General features: G+C 58.2%; 17 protein-coding genes. 6 read left to right on the forward strand and 11 right to left on the reverse strand.

Annotated features, from left to right (window positions below; translation table 11 throughout):
• Positions 1-324 precede the first annotated feature (324 nt).
• Positions 325-1170, reverse strand: coding sequence for an archaetidylserine decarboxylase (gene asd / locus NDJ10_RS14935; RefSeq protein ID WP_296163744.1), 846 nt, complete (start codon positions 1168-1170; stop codon positions 325-327).
• Positions 1171-1223: 53 nt separating this feature from the next.
• Here asd and NDJ10_RS14940 point away from each other — a divergent pair, with 53 nt between their 5' ends.
• From NDJ10_RS14940 to NDJ10_RS14955, 4 genes are all read left to right on the forward strand, one after another.
• Positions 1224-2111: a LysR substrate-binding domain-containing protein gene (locus NDJ10_RS14940; protein WP_296163747.1), complete on the forward strand. Its 888-nt coding sequence runs from the start codon at positions 1224-1226 to the stop codon at positions 2109-2111.
• 109 nt (positions 2112-2220) lie between these two features.
• The gene (locus tag NDJ10_RS14945; RefSeq protein ID WP_296163749.1) at positions 2221-3723 is read left to right on the forward strand and encodes an FAD-linked oxidase C-terminal domain-containing protein; all 1503 of its coding nucleotides are present in this window, start codon (positions 2221-2223) and stop codon (positions 3721-3723) included.
• Between the two features lie 71 nt (positions 3724-3794).
• Positions 3795-4142, forward strand: coding sequence for a CidA/LrgA family protein (locus tag NDJ10_RS14950; protein WP_296163751.1), 348 nt, complete (start codon positions 3795-3797; stop codon positions 4140-4142).
• On the forward strand, positions 4135-4860 hold the full coding sequence (locus NDJ10_RS14955) for an LrgB family protein (RefSeq protein ID WP_296163753.1): 726 nt from the start codon (positions 4135-4137) through the stop codon (positions 4858-4860). Before NDJ10_RS14950 ends, NDJ10_RS14955 begins: the two co-directional genes overlap by 8 nt.
• Before the next feature lie 15 nt (positions 4861-4875).
• Here NDJ10_RS14955 and ptsP read toward each other — a convergent pair whose 3' ends face one another.
• The 6 genes from ptsP to NDJ10_RS14985 all read right to left on the reverse strand — a co-directional run bounded on the left by ptsP (position 4876) and on the right by NDJ10_RS14985 (position 9906).
• Positions 4876-6654 carry a phosphoenolpyruvate--protein phosphotransferase gene (ptsP, locus tag NDJ10_RS14960; RefSeq protein ID WP_296163756.1) on the reverse strand — a complete coding sequence of 593 codons (1779 nt, stop codon included), beginning with the start codon at positions 6652-6654 and terminating at the stop codon, positions 4876-4878.
• Complete coding sequence (locus NDJ10_RS14965) at positions 6651-6920, reverse strand: HPr family phosphocarrier protein (RefSeq protein ID WP_296163758.1); 270 nt, start codon at positions 6918-6920, stop codon at positions 6651-6653. The genes ptsP and NDJ10_RS14965 overlap by 4 nt, the downstream gene beginning before the upstream one ends.
• Positions 6889-7335, reverse strand: a complete 447-nt coding sequence (locus tag NDJ10_RS14970) for a PTS fructose transporter subunit IIA (protein ID WP_296163775.1) — start codon at positions 7333-7335, stop codon at positions 6889-6891. The genes NDJ10_RS14965 and NDJ10_RS14970 overlap by 32 nt, the downstream gene beginning before the upstream one ends.
• Positions 7336-7387: 52 nt before the next feature.
• A complete protein-coding gene (locus tag NDJ10_RS14975; RefSeq protein ID WP_296163760.1) occupies positions 7388-8644 on the reverse strand; it encodes an MFS transporter in 1257 nt (418 codons plus the stop codon).
• Complete coding sequence (locus NDJ10_RS14980) at positions 8644-9351, reverse strand: DUF4197 domain-containing protein (protein ID WP_296163762.1); 708 nt, start codon at positions 9349-9351, stop codon at positions 8644-8646. Before NDJ10_RS14980 ends, NDJ10_RS14975 begins: the two co-directional genes overlap by 1 nt.
• Before the next feature lie 102 nt (positions 9352-9453).
• The gene (locus NDJ10_RS14985) at positions 9454-9906 is read right to left on the reverse strand and encodes a cytochrome c (RefSeq protein ID WP_296163763.1); all 453 of its coding nucleotides are present in this window, start codon (positions 9904-9906) and stop codon (positions 9454-9456) included.
• 91 nt (positions 9907-9997) lie between these two features.
• Between NDJ10_RS14985 and NDJ10_RS14990 the strand changes: the two genes are divergently transcribed.
• Together NDJ10_RS14990 and NDJ10_RS14995 are read left to right on the forward strand one after the other, a co-directional pair.
• A complete protein-coding gene (locus tag NDJ10_RS14990; protein WP_296163765.1) occupies positions 9998-10666 on the forward strand; it encodes a cytochrome b/b6 domain-containing protein in 669 nt (222 codons plus the stop codon).
• Positions 10667-10689: 23 nt separating this feature from the next.
• Positions 10690-11178, forward strand: coding sequence for a GNAT family N-acetyltransferase (locus NDJ10_RS14995; protein WP_296163766.1), 489 nt, complete (start codon positions 10690-10692; stop codon positions 11176-11178).
• Here the strand turns inward: NDJ10_RS14995 and NDJ10_RS15000 are convergent, their stop codons facing one another.
• The 4 genes from NDJ10_RS15000 to rplP form a co-directional block, all read right to left on the reverse strand.
• Entirely contained in the window at positions 11179-11685 is a 507-nt protein-coding gene (locus NDJ10_RS15000) for a peroxiredoxin (RefSeq protein WP_296163767.1), read from the reverse strand. It lies immediately after the preceding gene.
• Positions 11686-11780: 95 nt separating this feature from the next.
• On the reverse strand, positions 11781-12050 hold the full coding sequence (gene rpsQ / locus NDJ10_RS15005; RefSeq protein ID WP_296163768.1) for a 30S ribosomal protein S17: 270 nt from the start codon (positions 12048-12050) through the stop codon (positions 11781-11783).
• A 10-nt stretch (positions 12051-12060) separates the two neighbouring features.
• Positions 12061-12267: a 50S ribosomal protein L29 gene (gene rpmC / locus NDJ10_RS15010; RefSeq protein WP_296163771.1), complete on the reverse strand. Its 207-nt coding sequence runs from the start codon at positions 12265-12267 to the stop codon at positions 12061-12063.
• Between the two features lie 15 nt (positions 12268-12282).
• Positions 12283-12519, reverse strand: a 237-nt coding sequence (gene rplP, locus NDJ10_RS15015; RefSeq protein WP_296163773.1) for a 50S ribosomal protein L16, incomplete at its 5' end; no start/stop codon positions are given.

The following is a 12519-nucleotide window of genomic DNA, read 5'->3' on the forward strand; positions in this document are numbered from 1 at the left end:
AGGTTCCTTGATAAGTTAAAAAAGTCTGGGCAGATGAAGGTCATTTCTTGCCTGTCCGTTCTCTCTGAAGCGTTTCATGGTGTGCGCCTCATCGATGGGTTGAATTATTAAATTTCTATTTCAAAAGATAAATGATGCAATAATCATTGACATGTTGTTGATTGCGCAACAATCACGGCGTCCAATTCACCGGAAGTACCATGGATCGATTGATGTCAATGCGGGTTTTTCAGGCGCATCTGACTGAACAGATGCGCATCGAAGTCAACCAGGCGGCACAGGCCTGTGAGGCCTGTTGAGGGCGGTCGCTGTCTGCCTGACTTGTCAAACGCCTTGCGCCATCACGTCACCCAGTTGGATCGCGCCGCCCGGCTGCCAAGCCGGGTTGAACTGCAATGGCCCCTGCGGAAACAGCATGACCACAGTGGAGCCCAGCAAGAAGCGGCCCATCTCGTCGCCTTGCTGAAACGTGATGTTCTCGCGGTCATAGCGCCATTCACTCAAACAACCTGGACGCGGGGCATTGACCGCACCATGCCAGGTGGTTGCCATACTGCCCACAATGGTGGCGCCCACCAGCACCAGCACAAACGGGCCACGCGCGCCCGCAAACACGCAGACCACGCGTTCGTTACGGGCGAACAGGCCGGGTACGCCGCGTGCGGTGGCGGGGTTGACCGAAAACAGATCGCCCGGCACATAGATCATGCGCAGCAAACGCCCGGCGCACGGCATGTGAATGCGATGGTAGTCGCGCGGGCTCAGGTACAGCGTGGCAAAGTGGCCGTTGTCAAACTGCGCGGCCAGGGCGGCATCACCGCCCACCAGTGCAGTGCTGCTGTAGTGGTGCCCCTTGGCCTGGAATATCTGCTGGCCTTCGATACGGCCAAACTGGCTGATGGTGCCATCGACCGGGCAAATCAGTTCGGCTTGCGCCAGGGACCTGGCACCGTCTTTGAGGGCGCGGGTGAAAAAGTCGTTGAAAGTGGCATAGCTGGCGATGTCCGGATTGGCCGCCTCCAACATGTTGACGCGGTAACGCTGGACAAACCAGGCAATCAGTCGGGTGGTGAACCTGCCGCCACGGACACGGGCAATGCGTCCAGCCAGCAAGGTAATGGCTTGCTTGGGGATCAGGTATTGGGCAAGTACGGCAGTGCGGTCGGTCATAGGGCAGGGATTCTACGCAGTGCATTCAAATCATCCGCTGCCACAATCATGGCATGGCCATCGTCCGCATTCCCCCCATTCAATGCCTGTTGACATTTGAAGCGCTGGCGCGTCTTCGCAGCGTGACGCAAACGGCAGAAGAACTGTGCGTCACGCCCAGTGCGGTGAGCCACCGCGTCAAGCAGCTTGAACAAATCATTGGTACCAAATTGTTTGGCCGGGCCGATTTTTCGCTCACCATCGAGGGCGTTGCGTACCTCGCGCATGTGCGCGACGGTCTGGCCATGCTGCAGAAGTTTCCCAGTTCGGCTGCGCTGCCGGGCAAGCGAAAGCTGCGCCTGGCGGTCACACCGACCTTTGCGCGCGCCATTCTGATTCCGCGGCTGCGCCAGTTTACCGAGGCCTACCCCGAGATTGATCTCACCCTGCAAATCTCCATTCCGCTGCTGGACGTGGTGGCCGAAGACGCCGACCTGATGATCCGTTTTGGCACCGGCCGCTACGCTGATGTCGAGCATTTTTGCCTGCTCAAGGATGAAGTCACGCCCCTGGCCTCCCCCGCCTTTGTGCGCGAACACGGGCCGTTTGAAGTGGCGCAGGATATGGAAGGCGAAGAATTGCTGCGCAGCCCGCTGGAGCCCTGGCGTACCTGGTTTGCCGCCCGTGGACTGGACTGGCCCGAACCCACGGAGGGTTCACAGTTCAACGATGTCGGCCTGATGTGCGATGGCGCGGCTGCCGGCATGGGCATTGCGCTGATCCGGCTCAAGCTGGCTCAACCCTGGCTGGAAAACGGCTCGCTGGTCCACCTGGGCACCAGCGAGGTCTTTGCCAGCAATGTTCCCAGCCCGCATGCCCACTACCTCTGCTGGCGCACCGGCATGATGGAACGCTGGGAATGTGTCGCATTTTCTGATTGGCTGCAACAAAGCCTGGCTTGAGGAATTTCAACAAGGCTTATAAAAATGCTCAACGGCGATGCCAGCGGCAAGCATTAAAGTCATGGCTCTCCCATCCGGTTCATCCAAACCGGTCAATACAAGGATTCAGATGAACGCCTCTGCGATGCCACAAGAATTTTCAGCCCTGCAAAGAACAGAGCGTCAGGCTCAGGTCGTACAAGGCCTGTCTGCTCATTTGCCCGCCCACGCCCTGCTCTGGAACAGCGAGGACACGACGCCGTACGAGTGCGACGGTTTGACCGCCTACCGTCAGCGCCCGCTGGTGGTGGCACTGCCAGAGAATGAGGCCCAGGTGGCGGCGGTGCTCAAAACCTGCCACGCCCTGAATGTTCCGGTGGTCGCGCGCGGTGCCGGCACCGGCCTGTCGGGCGGCGCCATGCCGAACGCCTTGGGTGTGACCCTGTCAATGGCCAAATTCAACAAAATCCTGAAACTTGACCCGGTATCACGCACGGCAGTGGTGCAATGCGGTGTGCGCAACCTGGCCATCAGCGAGGCGGCGGCACCGCTGGGACTGTATTACGCACCGGACCCCAGCAGCCAGATTGCCTGCACCATTGGCGGCAATGTGGCCGAAAATTCGGGTGGCGTGCACTGTCTCAAATATGGCCTGACCTTGCACAATATCGTCAAGATCAAGGGCTTCAGCATGGAAGGCGAGCCGGTTGTATTCGGCTCGGACGCGCTGGACGCACCCGGCTACGATCTGATGAGCGTGGTGATCGGTTCGGAGGGCATGCTGGCGGTGGTGCTTGAAGTCACCGTCAAACTTATCCCAAAACCGATGCTGGCACGCTGCATCATGGCCAGCTTCGATGACATCCGCAAGGCCGGTGAAGCCGTCGCGGCAGTGATTGCCGCCGGCATCATCCCGGCCGGCCTGGAAATGATGGACAAGCCCATGACGGCGGCAGTAGAAGACTATGTACACGCCGGCTACGACCTGACCGCCGAGGCGATTTTGTTGTGCGAGAGCGACGGCACACCGGAAGAAGTCGAAGAAGAAATTGGCCGCATGAGTGACGTGTTGCTGGCCGCGGGCGCCACCAAAGTTGCGATCAGCCAGAACGAACAGGAGCGTCTGAAGTTCTGGAGCGGGCGCAAAAATGCCTTCCCCGCCAGCGGCCGCATCAGCCCCGACTACATGTGCATGGACAGCACGATTCCGCGCAAGCGCGTGGCCGACATTTTGCTGGCCATTCAGCAAATGGAAAAAAAGTACCAGCTGCGCTGCGCCAACGTGTTTCACGCCGGCGACGGCAACCTGCACCCGCTGATTTTGTTTGATGCCAACGACCCTGACCAGCTGCACCGTTGCGAGCTGTTTGGCGCCGACATTCTGGAAACCAGCGTGGCCATGGGCGGCACCGTGACCGGGGAGCACGGCGTGGGGGTGGAAAAACTCAACAGCATGTGCGTGCAGTTCAGTGCCGCTGAAAACGAGCAGATGTTTGGTGTCAAACGCGCCTTCGACACCAAGGGCCTGCTCAATCCCGGCAAGGTCATCCCGACGCTGAACCGCTGCGCCGAATACGGCAAGATGCTGGTGCGCGGCGGCCAGATCAGGCACCCGGACTTGCCGCGCTTCTAACTTCTAATCGGCATGGATTGCCGCGCTACGCTCGCAATGACAATGCTTTTTCACGTTCACGTGATCACCCCATGAATGGGCTGCGCGGACTGGCCTGGCTGCTGGCCATGCAATCTTTGGGTGAACTGCTTTCGCGTGGCCTGGGCCTGCCCTTTCCGGGGCCGGTGATCGGCATGTTGCTGCTGCTGATGGCGCTGCGCTTGCCCGCTGTGCGGGAGCCTGTGGCGGCGTGCGCCAATTTCCTGCTCTCGCACCTGTCTTTGCTGTTTGTGCCGGTGGGCGTGGGGGTGATGACACACCTGGGTCTGCTGGGGCAGTACGGCGTGCGCATGCTGGCGGTGATTGTGTTGTCCACCTGGATCGGACTGGCCGTGACGGTACTGGTGCTGCGAATGTTCAAGGGGCAAACCGATGCCTAGATTTGTCGAATTGTGGATTTACCTGTCTGCCACGCCGCTATTCGGCCTGACCGCCACGCTGGTGATTTACGTGCTGGCACAAGCCCTGTATGCGCGACTGAACCAAGCCGCCTGGGCCAATCCGGTGTTGTGGTCGGTGCTCACTTTGGCCAGCGTGCTCACCCTGACCGGCGTGGACTACCCCACTTATTTTTCCGGTGCGCAGTTCATCCATTTTCTGCTGGGGCCTGCCGTGGTCGCGCTGGCCTGGCCGCTGTGGGAACGGCGTGCAGCCCTGCGCCAACACGGGTTCGCCTTGCTGGCCGCCGCCGTGGTGGGTGGTGCGGCGGCCAGCGGATCGGCGCTGCTGCTGGGCTGGCTGGCCGGTTTACCGCACGAGGTGGTGCTGTCACTGGCGCCCAAATCGGTCACCGCCCCTGTCGCCATGGGCATTGCCGACAAAATTGGCGGCATTCCGGCACTGGCCGCCGTGTTTGCGGTGGTGACGGGCATGGTGGGCGCGCTCAGTGGCAAAACCCTGTTTGACCGCTTGAAGATTCCAATGGATGGACATGGCTGGATGGCTCGCGGGTTTTCCTTGGGAACGGCGGCCCACGGGATTGGCGCGGCACGGGCACTGCAGGTCAACAGCGATGCCGGCGCCTTTGCCGGGCTGGCATTGGGGCTCCAGGTGGTGCTGGCATCCCTGTTGCTGCCGATGCTGTTCCGGCTGTTTTAAATCACGGGGGGCCAATCAATCCGTTTTTTGCGGCTTGATCATGGGTTCGTCTTCGGCAATCAATTCTGTCGCCCAGGGCGCCAGCTTGTTGGTATCGGCACGCAACACCTCCTGCTTGACGGCCAGGATTTGTGCCGGATGCATGGAAAAGCTGCGCAATCCCATGCCCAGCAGCATACGGGTCATGCTGACGTCACCCGCCATTTCGCCGCACAGGCTGATCGGCTTACCCTGCGCATGGCCCTCGGCAATGGTGTTGGCCACCAAACGCAAGACCGCCGGGTGCATCGGGTCATAGAGATGCGCGACCGACTCGTCCGCCCGGTCAATGGCCAGGGTGTACTGAATCAGGTCATTGGTGCCGATGGACAAAAAATCAAAGTACTTGAGGAACACCTTGAGCGTCAGCGCGGCCGCGGGGATTTCGATCATGGCACCGATCTTGACCGGTCCATAAGCCACGCCACGGTTGTCCAGTTGTACACGGGCGTGGTCAATCAGCGCCATGGTCTGGCGGATTTCACGCGCATGCACCAGCATGGGAATCAGCAAATGGACCTGACCATGGGCAGCCGCACGCAAAATGGCGCGCAGTTGTGTCAGGAACATGGCGGGGTCGGCCAGACTCCAGCGGATTGCCCGCAAACCCAGGGCCGGGTTCAGGTGGGCATCGTCGCGCAGGGTGTCATCGAGCGGCTTGTCGGCGCCGACATCGACGGTGCGGATAGTGACCGGCAATCCCTGCATGCCCTCCACCGCGCGCCGGTAAGCAAGGTACTGCTCCTCTTCATTGGGCAGCTTGCCGTGGCGCCCCATGAACAAAAACTCGCTGCGGAACAGCCCCACGCCAACCGCACCGGCCTTCAGCGCCGAGCTTGCATCGTCCGGCATTTCGATATTGGCCAGGAGTTCAATTTTCTGCCCATCCAGCGTCATGGCCGGGGTATGCAGCAGCCGTGCCAGGCGGCCACGCTGGAGTTCAACCTGGCGCTGCTTGAAGCCATACTCGGCCAGAATGATCGGCGAGGGGTCCACCACCACCACACCCGCGTTCCCGTCGATCACCACCCAGTCGTCCTGCTGAATCAGATGACTGCTCAAACGCGCACCCACCACCGCCGGTATGTCCAGACTGCGCGCCACAATGGCGGTATGTGAAGTCTTGCCCCCCACATCGGTGATGAACCCGGCAAAAACACTTTGCTTGAATTGCAGCATGTCTGCTGGAGAGAGATCATGTGCCACCAGAATCAGCGGCACGTCCACCGTGTCATCGAGCAACAAATCCTGTTGTGAGGTTTGCCGCCCGGCACGCCCCAGGGGCTGAATCAGCGGTGATGACACGCCGCGCATGGCACGCAGGACTTTTTCGGTGATCTGCTCCAGATCGGCCTTGCGCTCGCGCAAGTAGTCGTCTTCCATTTCGTCAAACTGACGCGCCACGACATCAAGCTGGGAAGTCAGGGCCCACTCCGCGTTGTAAAGCCGGTCCTTGATCCAGTGCTGCACGCCTGCCGCCAACTCCTGGTCCTGTAACAGCATCAGGTGGACATCGAGCAGTGCCGACAACTCCTGTGGGGTTTCTTTGGGCCCCATGTGGCCAATACTGGTTTGCAGCCGGCGAATTTCTGCCACCACCGCATCACGGGCATCACGTACCCGGTTGATTTCAGCGCTGACCTGCGCTGGCTCGATAAAGTAATGTGCGACATCCAGTCTGCTGGAAGCCACCAGCACCGCCCGTCCGATGGCGATACCACGAGCCACCGCCAGACCGTGAATGGCAAAGGTCATTCACCTTCTCCGAACTTGTCTGCCACCAGATACAACAAGGCCTCCATAGCCTGCTGTTCCTGCTCGCCATTGGTTTCAATTTCAATTTCCGAACCCATTCCGGCGGCCAGCATCATCACGCCCATGATGCTTTTGGCATTGACGCGACGTTCGCCGCGCATCATCCAGACCTCACACGGGAAGCTGCCTGCCAGTTTGGTCAACTTGGCAGAAGCACGCGCATGGAGACCCAATTTATTGCTGATGGTGGTCGTGGTTTTGATCATTGTTTTTTCGTTGCTGATTTTGTGGCGCCGTGACAGCCACCTGCATCACGCCCTGGGTGCCGCCGGCAAGCACACGCGCCACCAGGGCGTCCATGGATTCGTTGCGATAGGTGATGGCACGCAGCAGCATGGGCAGGTTCACCCCAGCCACCAGTCGGGAGTTCAGTCCGTCCACCAGTTTTTGCGCCACATTGCAGGGAGTGGCGCCAAACATGTCGGTCAGGATTAGCGTGTGCTCGGTATTGAGCAGTGCCATGGTCATGCGTGCCGTGGCCAGGGATTCATCAGCCGGCGTGTTGGGCTGGACATCCAGCACGGCCAGCGAGGCAGCGGCATCCGGAAAAACATGCAGCACACACTGACGCAAGGCAGTTGCCAGTGGCGCATGTGCAATGATGAAAATTCCGTTGGATATGTCGTTCACGGGTGCTGTATTTTTTAGTGGGGATGGTGATGGCTCACGTCGTTCAACGCATTGCCTGATTATGACTTTTTGTTACCCAAAAATACGCATAGGAAGCAACCGTGCAAAGCAAGTAGACCGTCATGGCCATCTGAAAAGCTGGCACCTCTTGCCAACCCAGGGAGCGAAATCCATCGATGGCCAGACCAATGCCCCACTGCACGGCAAACACGCCAGCAAAGATGAGCAAGTTGTAAGACGACAAGGCCCGCCCCGCCAGATTGGCAGGGAAAGCCATGGCTACAGCGGGTTGAGCCAGAGAGATAAACGTACAACTCACACAATACAAAGCCCAGGCAACACCTGCCCACACCCCGATGGCGGGGCCCACTGCAATGATGATGGTCAGCAGAATAAAGCTCACCGGCATGCCGTAGCCAATCAGGCGGTCAGCGGTGTAGCCCCGGTGAGCGAACCCTGGGTAGACCATACCCCAAGTCCAAAAAGTGATCAGCATGGCCATGTTGATCCAGAACAGGCCCATAGCCGCTTGCAATGGGGTAAACCCCGCCACGCGAATCATCCACGGCGAGGCCCACAGGGTTTGCATGGCCACCAGTCCGCCATAAATGAAAAACGCCATAGGCGCCATACGTCTGAAATAGGGGTGACGCCAGACTGCGCCATAGCTGGGCCTGGCGCTAGCCTGGGAGTTCGCAGCCGGCACGCTATTCTGCCAGTGCGGCGCCTGCCAGGCGATCAGCAACATGGCCAAAAACACCAGTGCCGCAAGCCCCCAGAACAAGGCACGCCACCCCACCAGGGGCATCAACCATTGCACCGGCATGGTGGAGGCCACCATGCCAAAGGAACCTGTCATCAACATCCAGGAGTTGGCACGCATTTGTGAGGCGGCTGCGAACCAGCGCCGGTAGCCCGTCAGCGGCGCCATCAGACAGGCGCTGACGCCAATCCCCGTGAGAACGCGAGCCAGTAGCAGGCCCCGAAAGCTGTCAGCCATGGCAAAGGCCGCACAACCCAGCACGGCCACCAGCAAGAAATACACAATCACCTTTTTAGGGCCATACCGATCCAGCCAGGCACCCAGGGGCAACTGGGTCGCAGCAAAACCCAAAAAATAGCCGCCTGCCAGCAGCCCCAGATCCTGCGCGTTCAGGACAAACTCCTGCGTCAACGTAGGCGACAGCGTGGCCGTGATGGCCCGAATCAGGGCCGAGAGAAAGTAGGCAAAGGCAAAGGCAACAAATACCAAAATGGCATTGCGCCTTGACAGCCGGTCGGTCACAGCAGAATCAGCCATCAGGATCGCAGGGCACCAAACACTTTTTGCAGCACGGCGTTGCCGGTGCCCACCGGGTCCTGTCGTATTTTTTTCTCCTCTTCGCCAATCATGAGGTAAAGGCCATCCAGTGATTTGGCAGTGACGTACTGCTCTATCGACACCTGATCTTTTTTGAGCAAACCCATGCCTGCAGCCTTGCCAGCAATCTGGTTGTATTTGTCTGCCAGATTGACGCGAGAGGTGACTTTTGTGACCACAGGTAAAAATTTCACGCTCAGGGCTTGGCGTGTTTTCTCGGTAAAAAATTCTGTCACCGATGTTTCTCCACCGGTGAGGATTTTCTTGGCGTCCTGCACGTTCATGGTTTTCACTGCACCCACCAGCATGTCGCGCGCCAGTGGCACGGCGGTCTCTGCAGCCTGGTTCATGGCCAGAACCAGTTCATCAAGGCGGGCTCCCTGGCCCAAGCCACGCAGCAGTTTGGCGACATCTTCCAGAACGCCCGGCAGCGGAATACGGACCTTGTCGTTGCCGGTAAAACCATTAGGCTGACCCAACAATTTGACGGCCGCAATGGCGCCCTTTTCCAACGCCAATTTGAGCCCCTGCGAGGCCTGGGCGTTGGTCACATCGTTGAGCGACAGTGCGTAGACTGTCGCATGCAGGCCCATACAGGAGCCTGCCAGCATAGCGGAGGAAAGGACATTAAAACGACGGCGATTCATGGTGATGCTTTCCAGTTTGTTGCATAGCGGCATCTTAACGCCCGTCATACCAGCCAGTGTCAGACTCCTGTGCAACGTGCACGAACCATACCTTCAGCCTGATTACCGGGCACGGAAGTCATCATGGCATGACTTGCATGCACCACCGGTGGCACCAACAGCAGACTTGATGGCGTCCAGATGACCGGACTTTGCTGCAACTGCCAGCTTGCCCATTTCAGACTGCAATTTTTTGGCGTAATCATCAAACTTTGCCTTTTGGGTCCATACCTCAGGCTTGGCATCGGTATCGCCCTTGTCGGTCCCAGGACCAAAGCCGGCCCAGGGCAGTTTGGACATGAACTCCGCAACTGCGGCACTCTCAGCGGCAACTTTGGCATCAAACGGGATTTTTCCTGCAGCCATGCCAGCGACCCGTGAAAAATTCTGTTGCATCACAAACAGGGCACCTTGGCGGTACTTGATGGCATCTTCGGCTTTGGCAAATTGTGCCGAAGCGGGTACGGCCATGGTGAGCGCTGTGGCAGCCAGAAGACAAGCCGTGCGTGTTTTCATGGAGGATCTTTCGTCGTTAAACTAAAACAAACAGGATTGCAAAGTGTATGAGAATTCGTTGCATCGCTCTGCGGTGTCTTGAAAGGAATTGATGGCTGTGCTTGTTCGTGTCTGGGATGCTCCAACGCGCATGTTTCATTGGGCGTTGTCCCTGTGTGTTGTCGGCTTGTTTGTCACCAGTCAAGTGGGCGGCACGGCCATGGACTGGCATTTCCGCTTTGGCTATGGCGTGCTGACTTTGTTGTTATTTCGTTTTGTCTGGGGCTTGTCTGGTGGCCATTGGTCGCGTTTTTCCACTTTCGTGGTCCCCCCATTGCTGATCTGGCGTTACCTGCAAGGCCAAGACAATCCGCAGGACTGCGTCGGTCATAACCCACTGGGCGCCCTGTCTGTGGTGACCATGCTGGCCTTGCTGAGCCTGCAAGTTGCCTCAGGTTTGATAAGCGATGATGAAATTGCCGCTGCGGGTCTATTGGTCCGTTTTGTGTCGTCGACCTGGGTCGGCAACGCCACTTTCTATCACAAAGAGATTGGCAAATTCATCCTGTTGGGGCTGGTGGCTTTGCACCTGGGTGCGATTGCCTTTTACTATTTCCGCAAACACGACGACCTTGTCACCCCCATGATCACAGGGGACAAGTCAGTCCCTATTCAGGCACCCAGCGCCCGTGATGGCCGACCAGAGCGACGCCGTGCCGGGCTGATTTTCCTGGCTTGCGCTGCACTGGTCAGCAGCCTTGTCATCGGCCTCAATGGCTAATGGCCAACACATCGACTCGCCACATGACATCTGAATCCATTCAAATCCAGCCACTGACTGACATGACGGAGTTGGCCACCGTGCGATCACTGTTTACGGAATATGCCAAGAGTCTGCCCATTGACCTGTGTTTCCAGAATTTTGACGCCGAACTGGCCGCGCTACCTGGCGACTATGCCCCGCCGCGGGGAACGCTCATGCTGGCCCGATCGCAGCGCGAACTGGTTGGCTGCTGTGCCCTGCGACCACTTGACGCAGCAGATTATCCCAACGCCTGCGAAATGAAACGTCTTTATGTACGTCCGGCCCTGCGCGGTGGCGGCCTGGGTCGGCGTCTGGCTGAGTCTGTGATGGAGGCGGCGCAGCAAGCCGGCTACACCTACATGCTGCTGGACACCCTGAGTGAAATGGAAACAGCGCGCGCCATGTACCAGGATCTGGGTTTCGTCGAAGTGCCCCCCTATTACTTCAATCCAATTGAGGGGGCCCACTACCTGATGGCGCGCCTTTGATCAGGCCTTGGCCTGTGCCAGCATGGTGGCAGCATCGCTCACTTCAAATTTGCCTGGGGCCTCGATGTTGAGTGTGACGACTTTGCCGTTCTTGACAAGCATCGAGTAACGGGCACTGCGCAACCCCATGCCTTTACCGGTCAGGTCGAGCGTCAGGCCTGTTGCTTTGGCAAAGACAGCATCGCCATCGCCGAGCATGCGTACCTTGTCGCCGGTTTTCTGGTCACGTGCCCAGGCACCCATCACAAAAGCATCGTTGACGCTGACACACCAGATTTCATCAACGCCAGCAGCTCTGAGCGCATCGTGATTGGCGATGTAACCCGGCACATGTTTGGCTGAGCAGGTGGGGGTGAAGGCACCAGGCAAAGCAAACAATGCAATGGTCTTGCCAGCGCTGGCCGCAACCACATCGACGGGATTGGGGCCAATACTGCAGCCCCCCTCTTCGGTTTCATGGAATTCCATCAGCGTTGCGGCTGGTAACTGGTCACCGACTTGGATCATGGCTAACTCCTGAATTAAAAATAAAAGAAAAAATAAAAACGGCTCACAATTGTGAGCCGTTTTCTAATGTGCTGACATGCAGCCTATGGAAAGACTTAGACCAGCGAGGCCTTTTGAACCAGGCGCGTAGCCACCCAGTTCTTGGTCTTTGAGATAGGACGGCTTTCAGTGATTTCAATCATGTCGCCCAACTTGTATTCGCCCTTTTCGTCATGAGCGTGGTACTTGCTGGACTTGGCGACGATCTTGCCGTAGAGCTCGTGCTTGACACGGCGCTCGATCAGCACGGTCACGGTCTTCGCGCGCTTGTCGCTGACCACCTTGCCGACCAAGGTGCGCTTGAGGGATGTTTTAGCTTCCGTCATGTTTCGCTCCTTATTTGGCGGATGGCACAGCGGCTTGCTTTTCGACCAGAATGGTCTTGGCGCGAGCGATATCACGGCGCGCGGTACGCAGCGTGGCTGTATTGTTGAGTTGCTGGGTCGCTTTTTGCATGCGCAAACCAAAGTGTGCTTTTTGCAGCGCTTTGACTTCGGCCTGCAAGCCGGTGACGTCTTTTTGGCGTAATTCAGTCGTTTTCATATCAATTTCTCCTGATTACTGACCGATCATGCGCGACACGAAGGTGGTGCGCAGCGGCAGCTTGGCGGCAGCCAAACGGAACGCTTCACGAGCCAGCTCTTCAGAGACACCCACGATTTCAAACACGATCTTGCCGGGCTGGATTTCAGCCACGTAGTACTCGGGGTTACCTTTACCGTTACCCATACGCACTTCTGCGGGTTTTTGGGATATTGGCTTGTCAGGGAACACGCGAATCCAGATACGACCACC

It is taken from the genome of Rhodoferax sp., from assembly GCF_023700745.1.
In the GTDB taxonomy this organism is placed as follows: Bacteria; Pseudomonadota; Gammaproteobacteria; order Burkholderiales; family Burkholderiaceae_C; genus Rhodoferax.

Excerpts from the sequence above, each read along its gene's own strand:
- asd (WP_296163744.1), bottom strand. The coding sequence starts at position 1,170 with ATGACCGACCGCACTGCCGTACTTGCCCAATACCTGATCCCCAAGCAA.
- NDJ10_RS14940 (WP_296163747.1), top strand. The coding sequence starts at position 1,224 with ATGGCCATCGTCCGCATTCCCCCCATTCAATGCCTGTTGACATTTGAA.
- NDJ10_RS14945 (WP_296163749.1), top strand. The coding sequence starts at position 2,221 with ATGAACGCCTCTGCGATGCCACAAGAATTTTCAGCCCTGCAAAGAACA.
- NDJ10_RS14950 (WP_296163751.1), top strand. The coding sequence starts at position 3,795 with ATGAATGGGCTGCGCGGACTGGCCTGGCTGCTGGCCATGCAATCTTTG.
- NDJ10_RS14955 (WP_296163753.1), top strand. The coding sequence starts at position 4,135 with ATGCCTAGATTTGTCGAATTGTGGATTTACCTGTCTGCCACGCCGCTA.
- ptsP (WP_296163756.1), bottom strand. The coding sequence starts at position 6,654 with ATGACCTTTGCCATTCACGGTCTGGCGGTGGCTCGTGGTATCGCCATC.
- NDJ10_RS14965 (WP_296163758.1), bottom strand. The coding sequence starts at position 6,920 with ATGATCAAAACCACGACCACCATCAGCAATAAATTGGGTCTCCATGCG.
- NDJ10_RS14975 (WP_296163760.1), bottom strand. The coding sequence starts at position 8,644 with ATGGCTGATTCTGCTGTGACCGACCGGCTGTCAAGGCGCAATGCCATT.
- NDJ10_RS14980 (WP_296163762.1), bottom strand. The coding sequence starts at position 9,351 with ATGAATCGCCGTCGTTTTAATGTCCTTTCCTCCGCTATGCTGGCAGGC.
- NDJ10_RS14985 (WP_296163763.1), bottom strand. The coding sequence starts at position 9,906 with ATGAAAACACGCACGGCTTGTCTTCTGGCTGCCACAGCGCTCACCATG.
- NDJ10_RS14990 (WP_296163765.1), top strand. The coding sequence starts at position 9,998 with ATGGCTGTGCTTGTTCGTGTCTGGGATGCTCCAACGCGCATGTTTCAT.
- NDJ10_RS14995 (WP_296163766.1), top strand. The coding sequence starts at position 10,690 with ATGACATCTGAATCCATTCAAATCCAGCCACTGACTGACATGACGGAG.
- NDJ10_RS15000 (WP_296163767.1), bottom strand. The coding sequence starts at position 11,685 with ATGATCCAAGTCGGTGACCAGTTACCAGCCGCAACGCTGATGGAATTC.
- rpsQ (WP_296163768.1), bottom strand. The coding sequence starts at position 12,050 with ATGACGGAAGCTAAAACATCCCTCAAGCGCACCTTGGTCGGCAAGGTG.
- rpmC (WP_296163771.1), bottom strand. The coding sequence starts at position 12,267 with ATGAAAACGACTGAATTACGCCAAAAAGACGTCACCGGCTTGCAGGCC.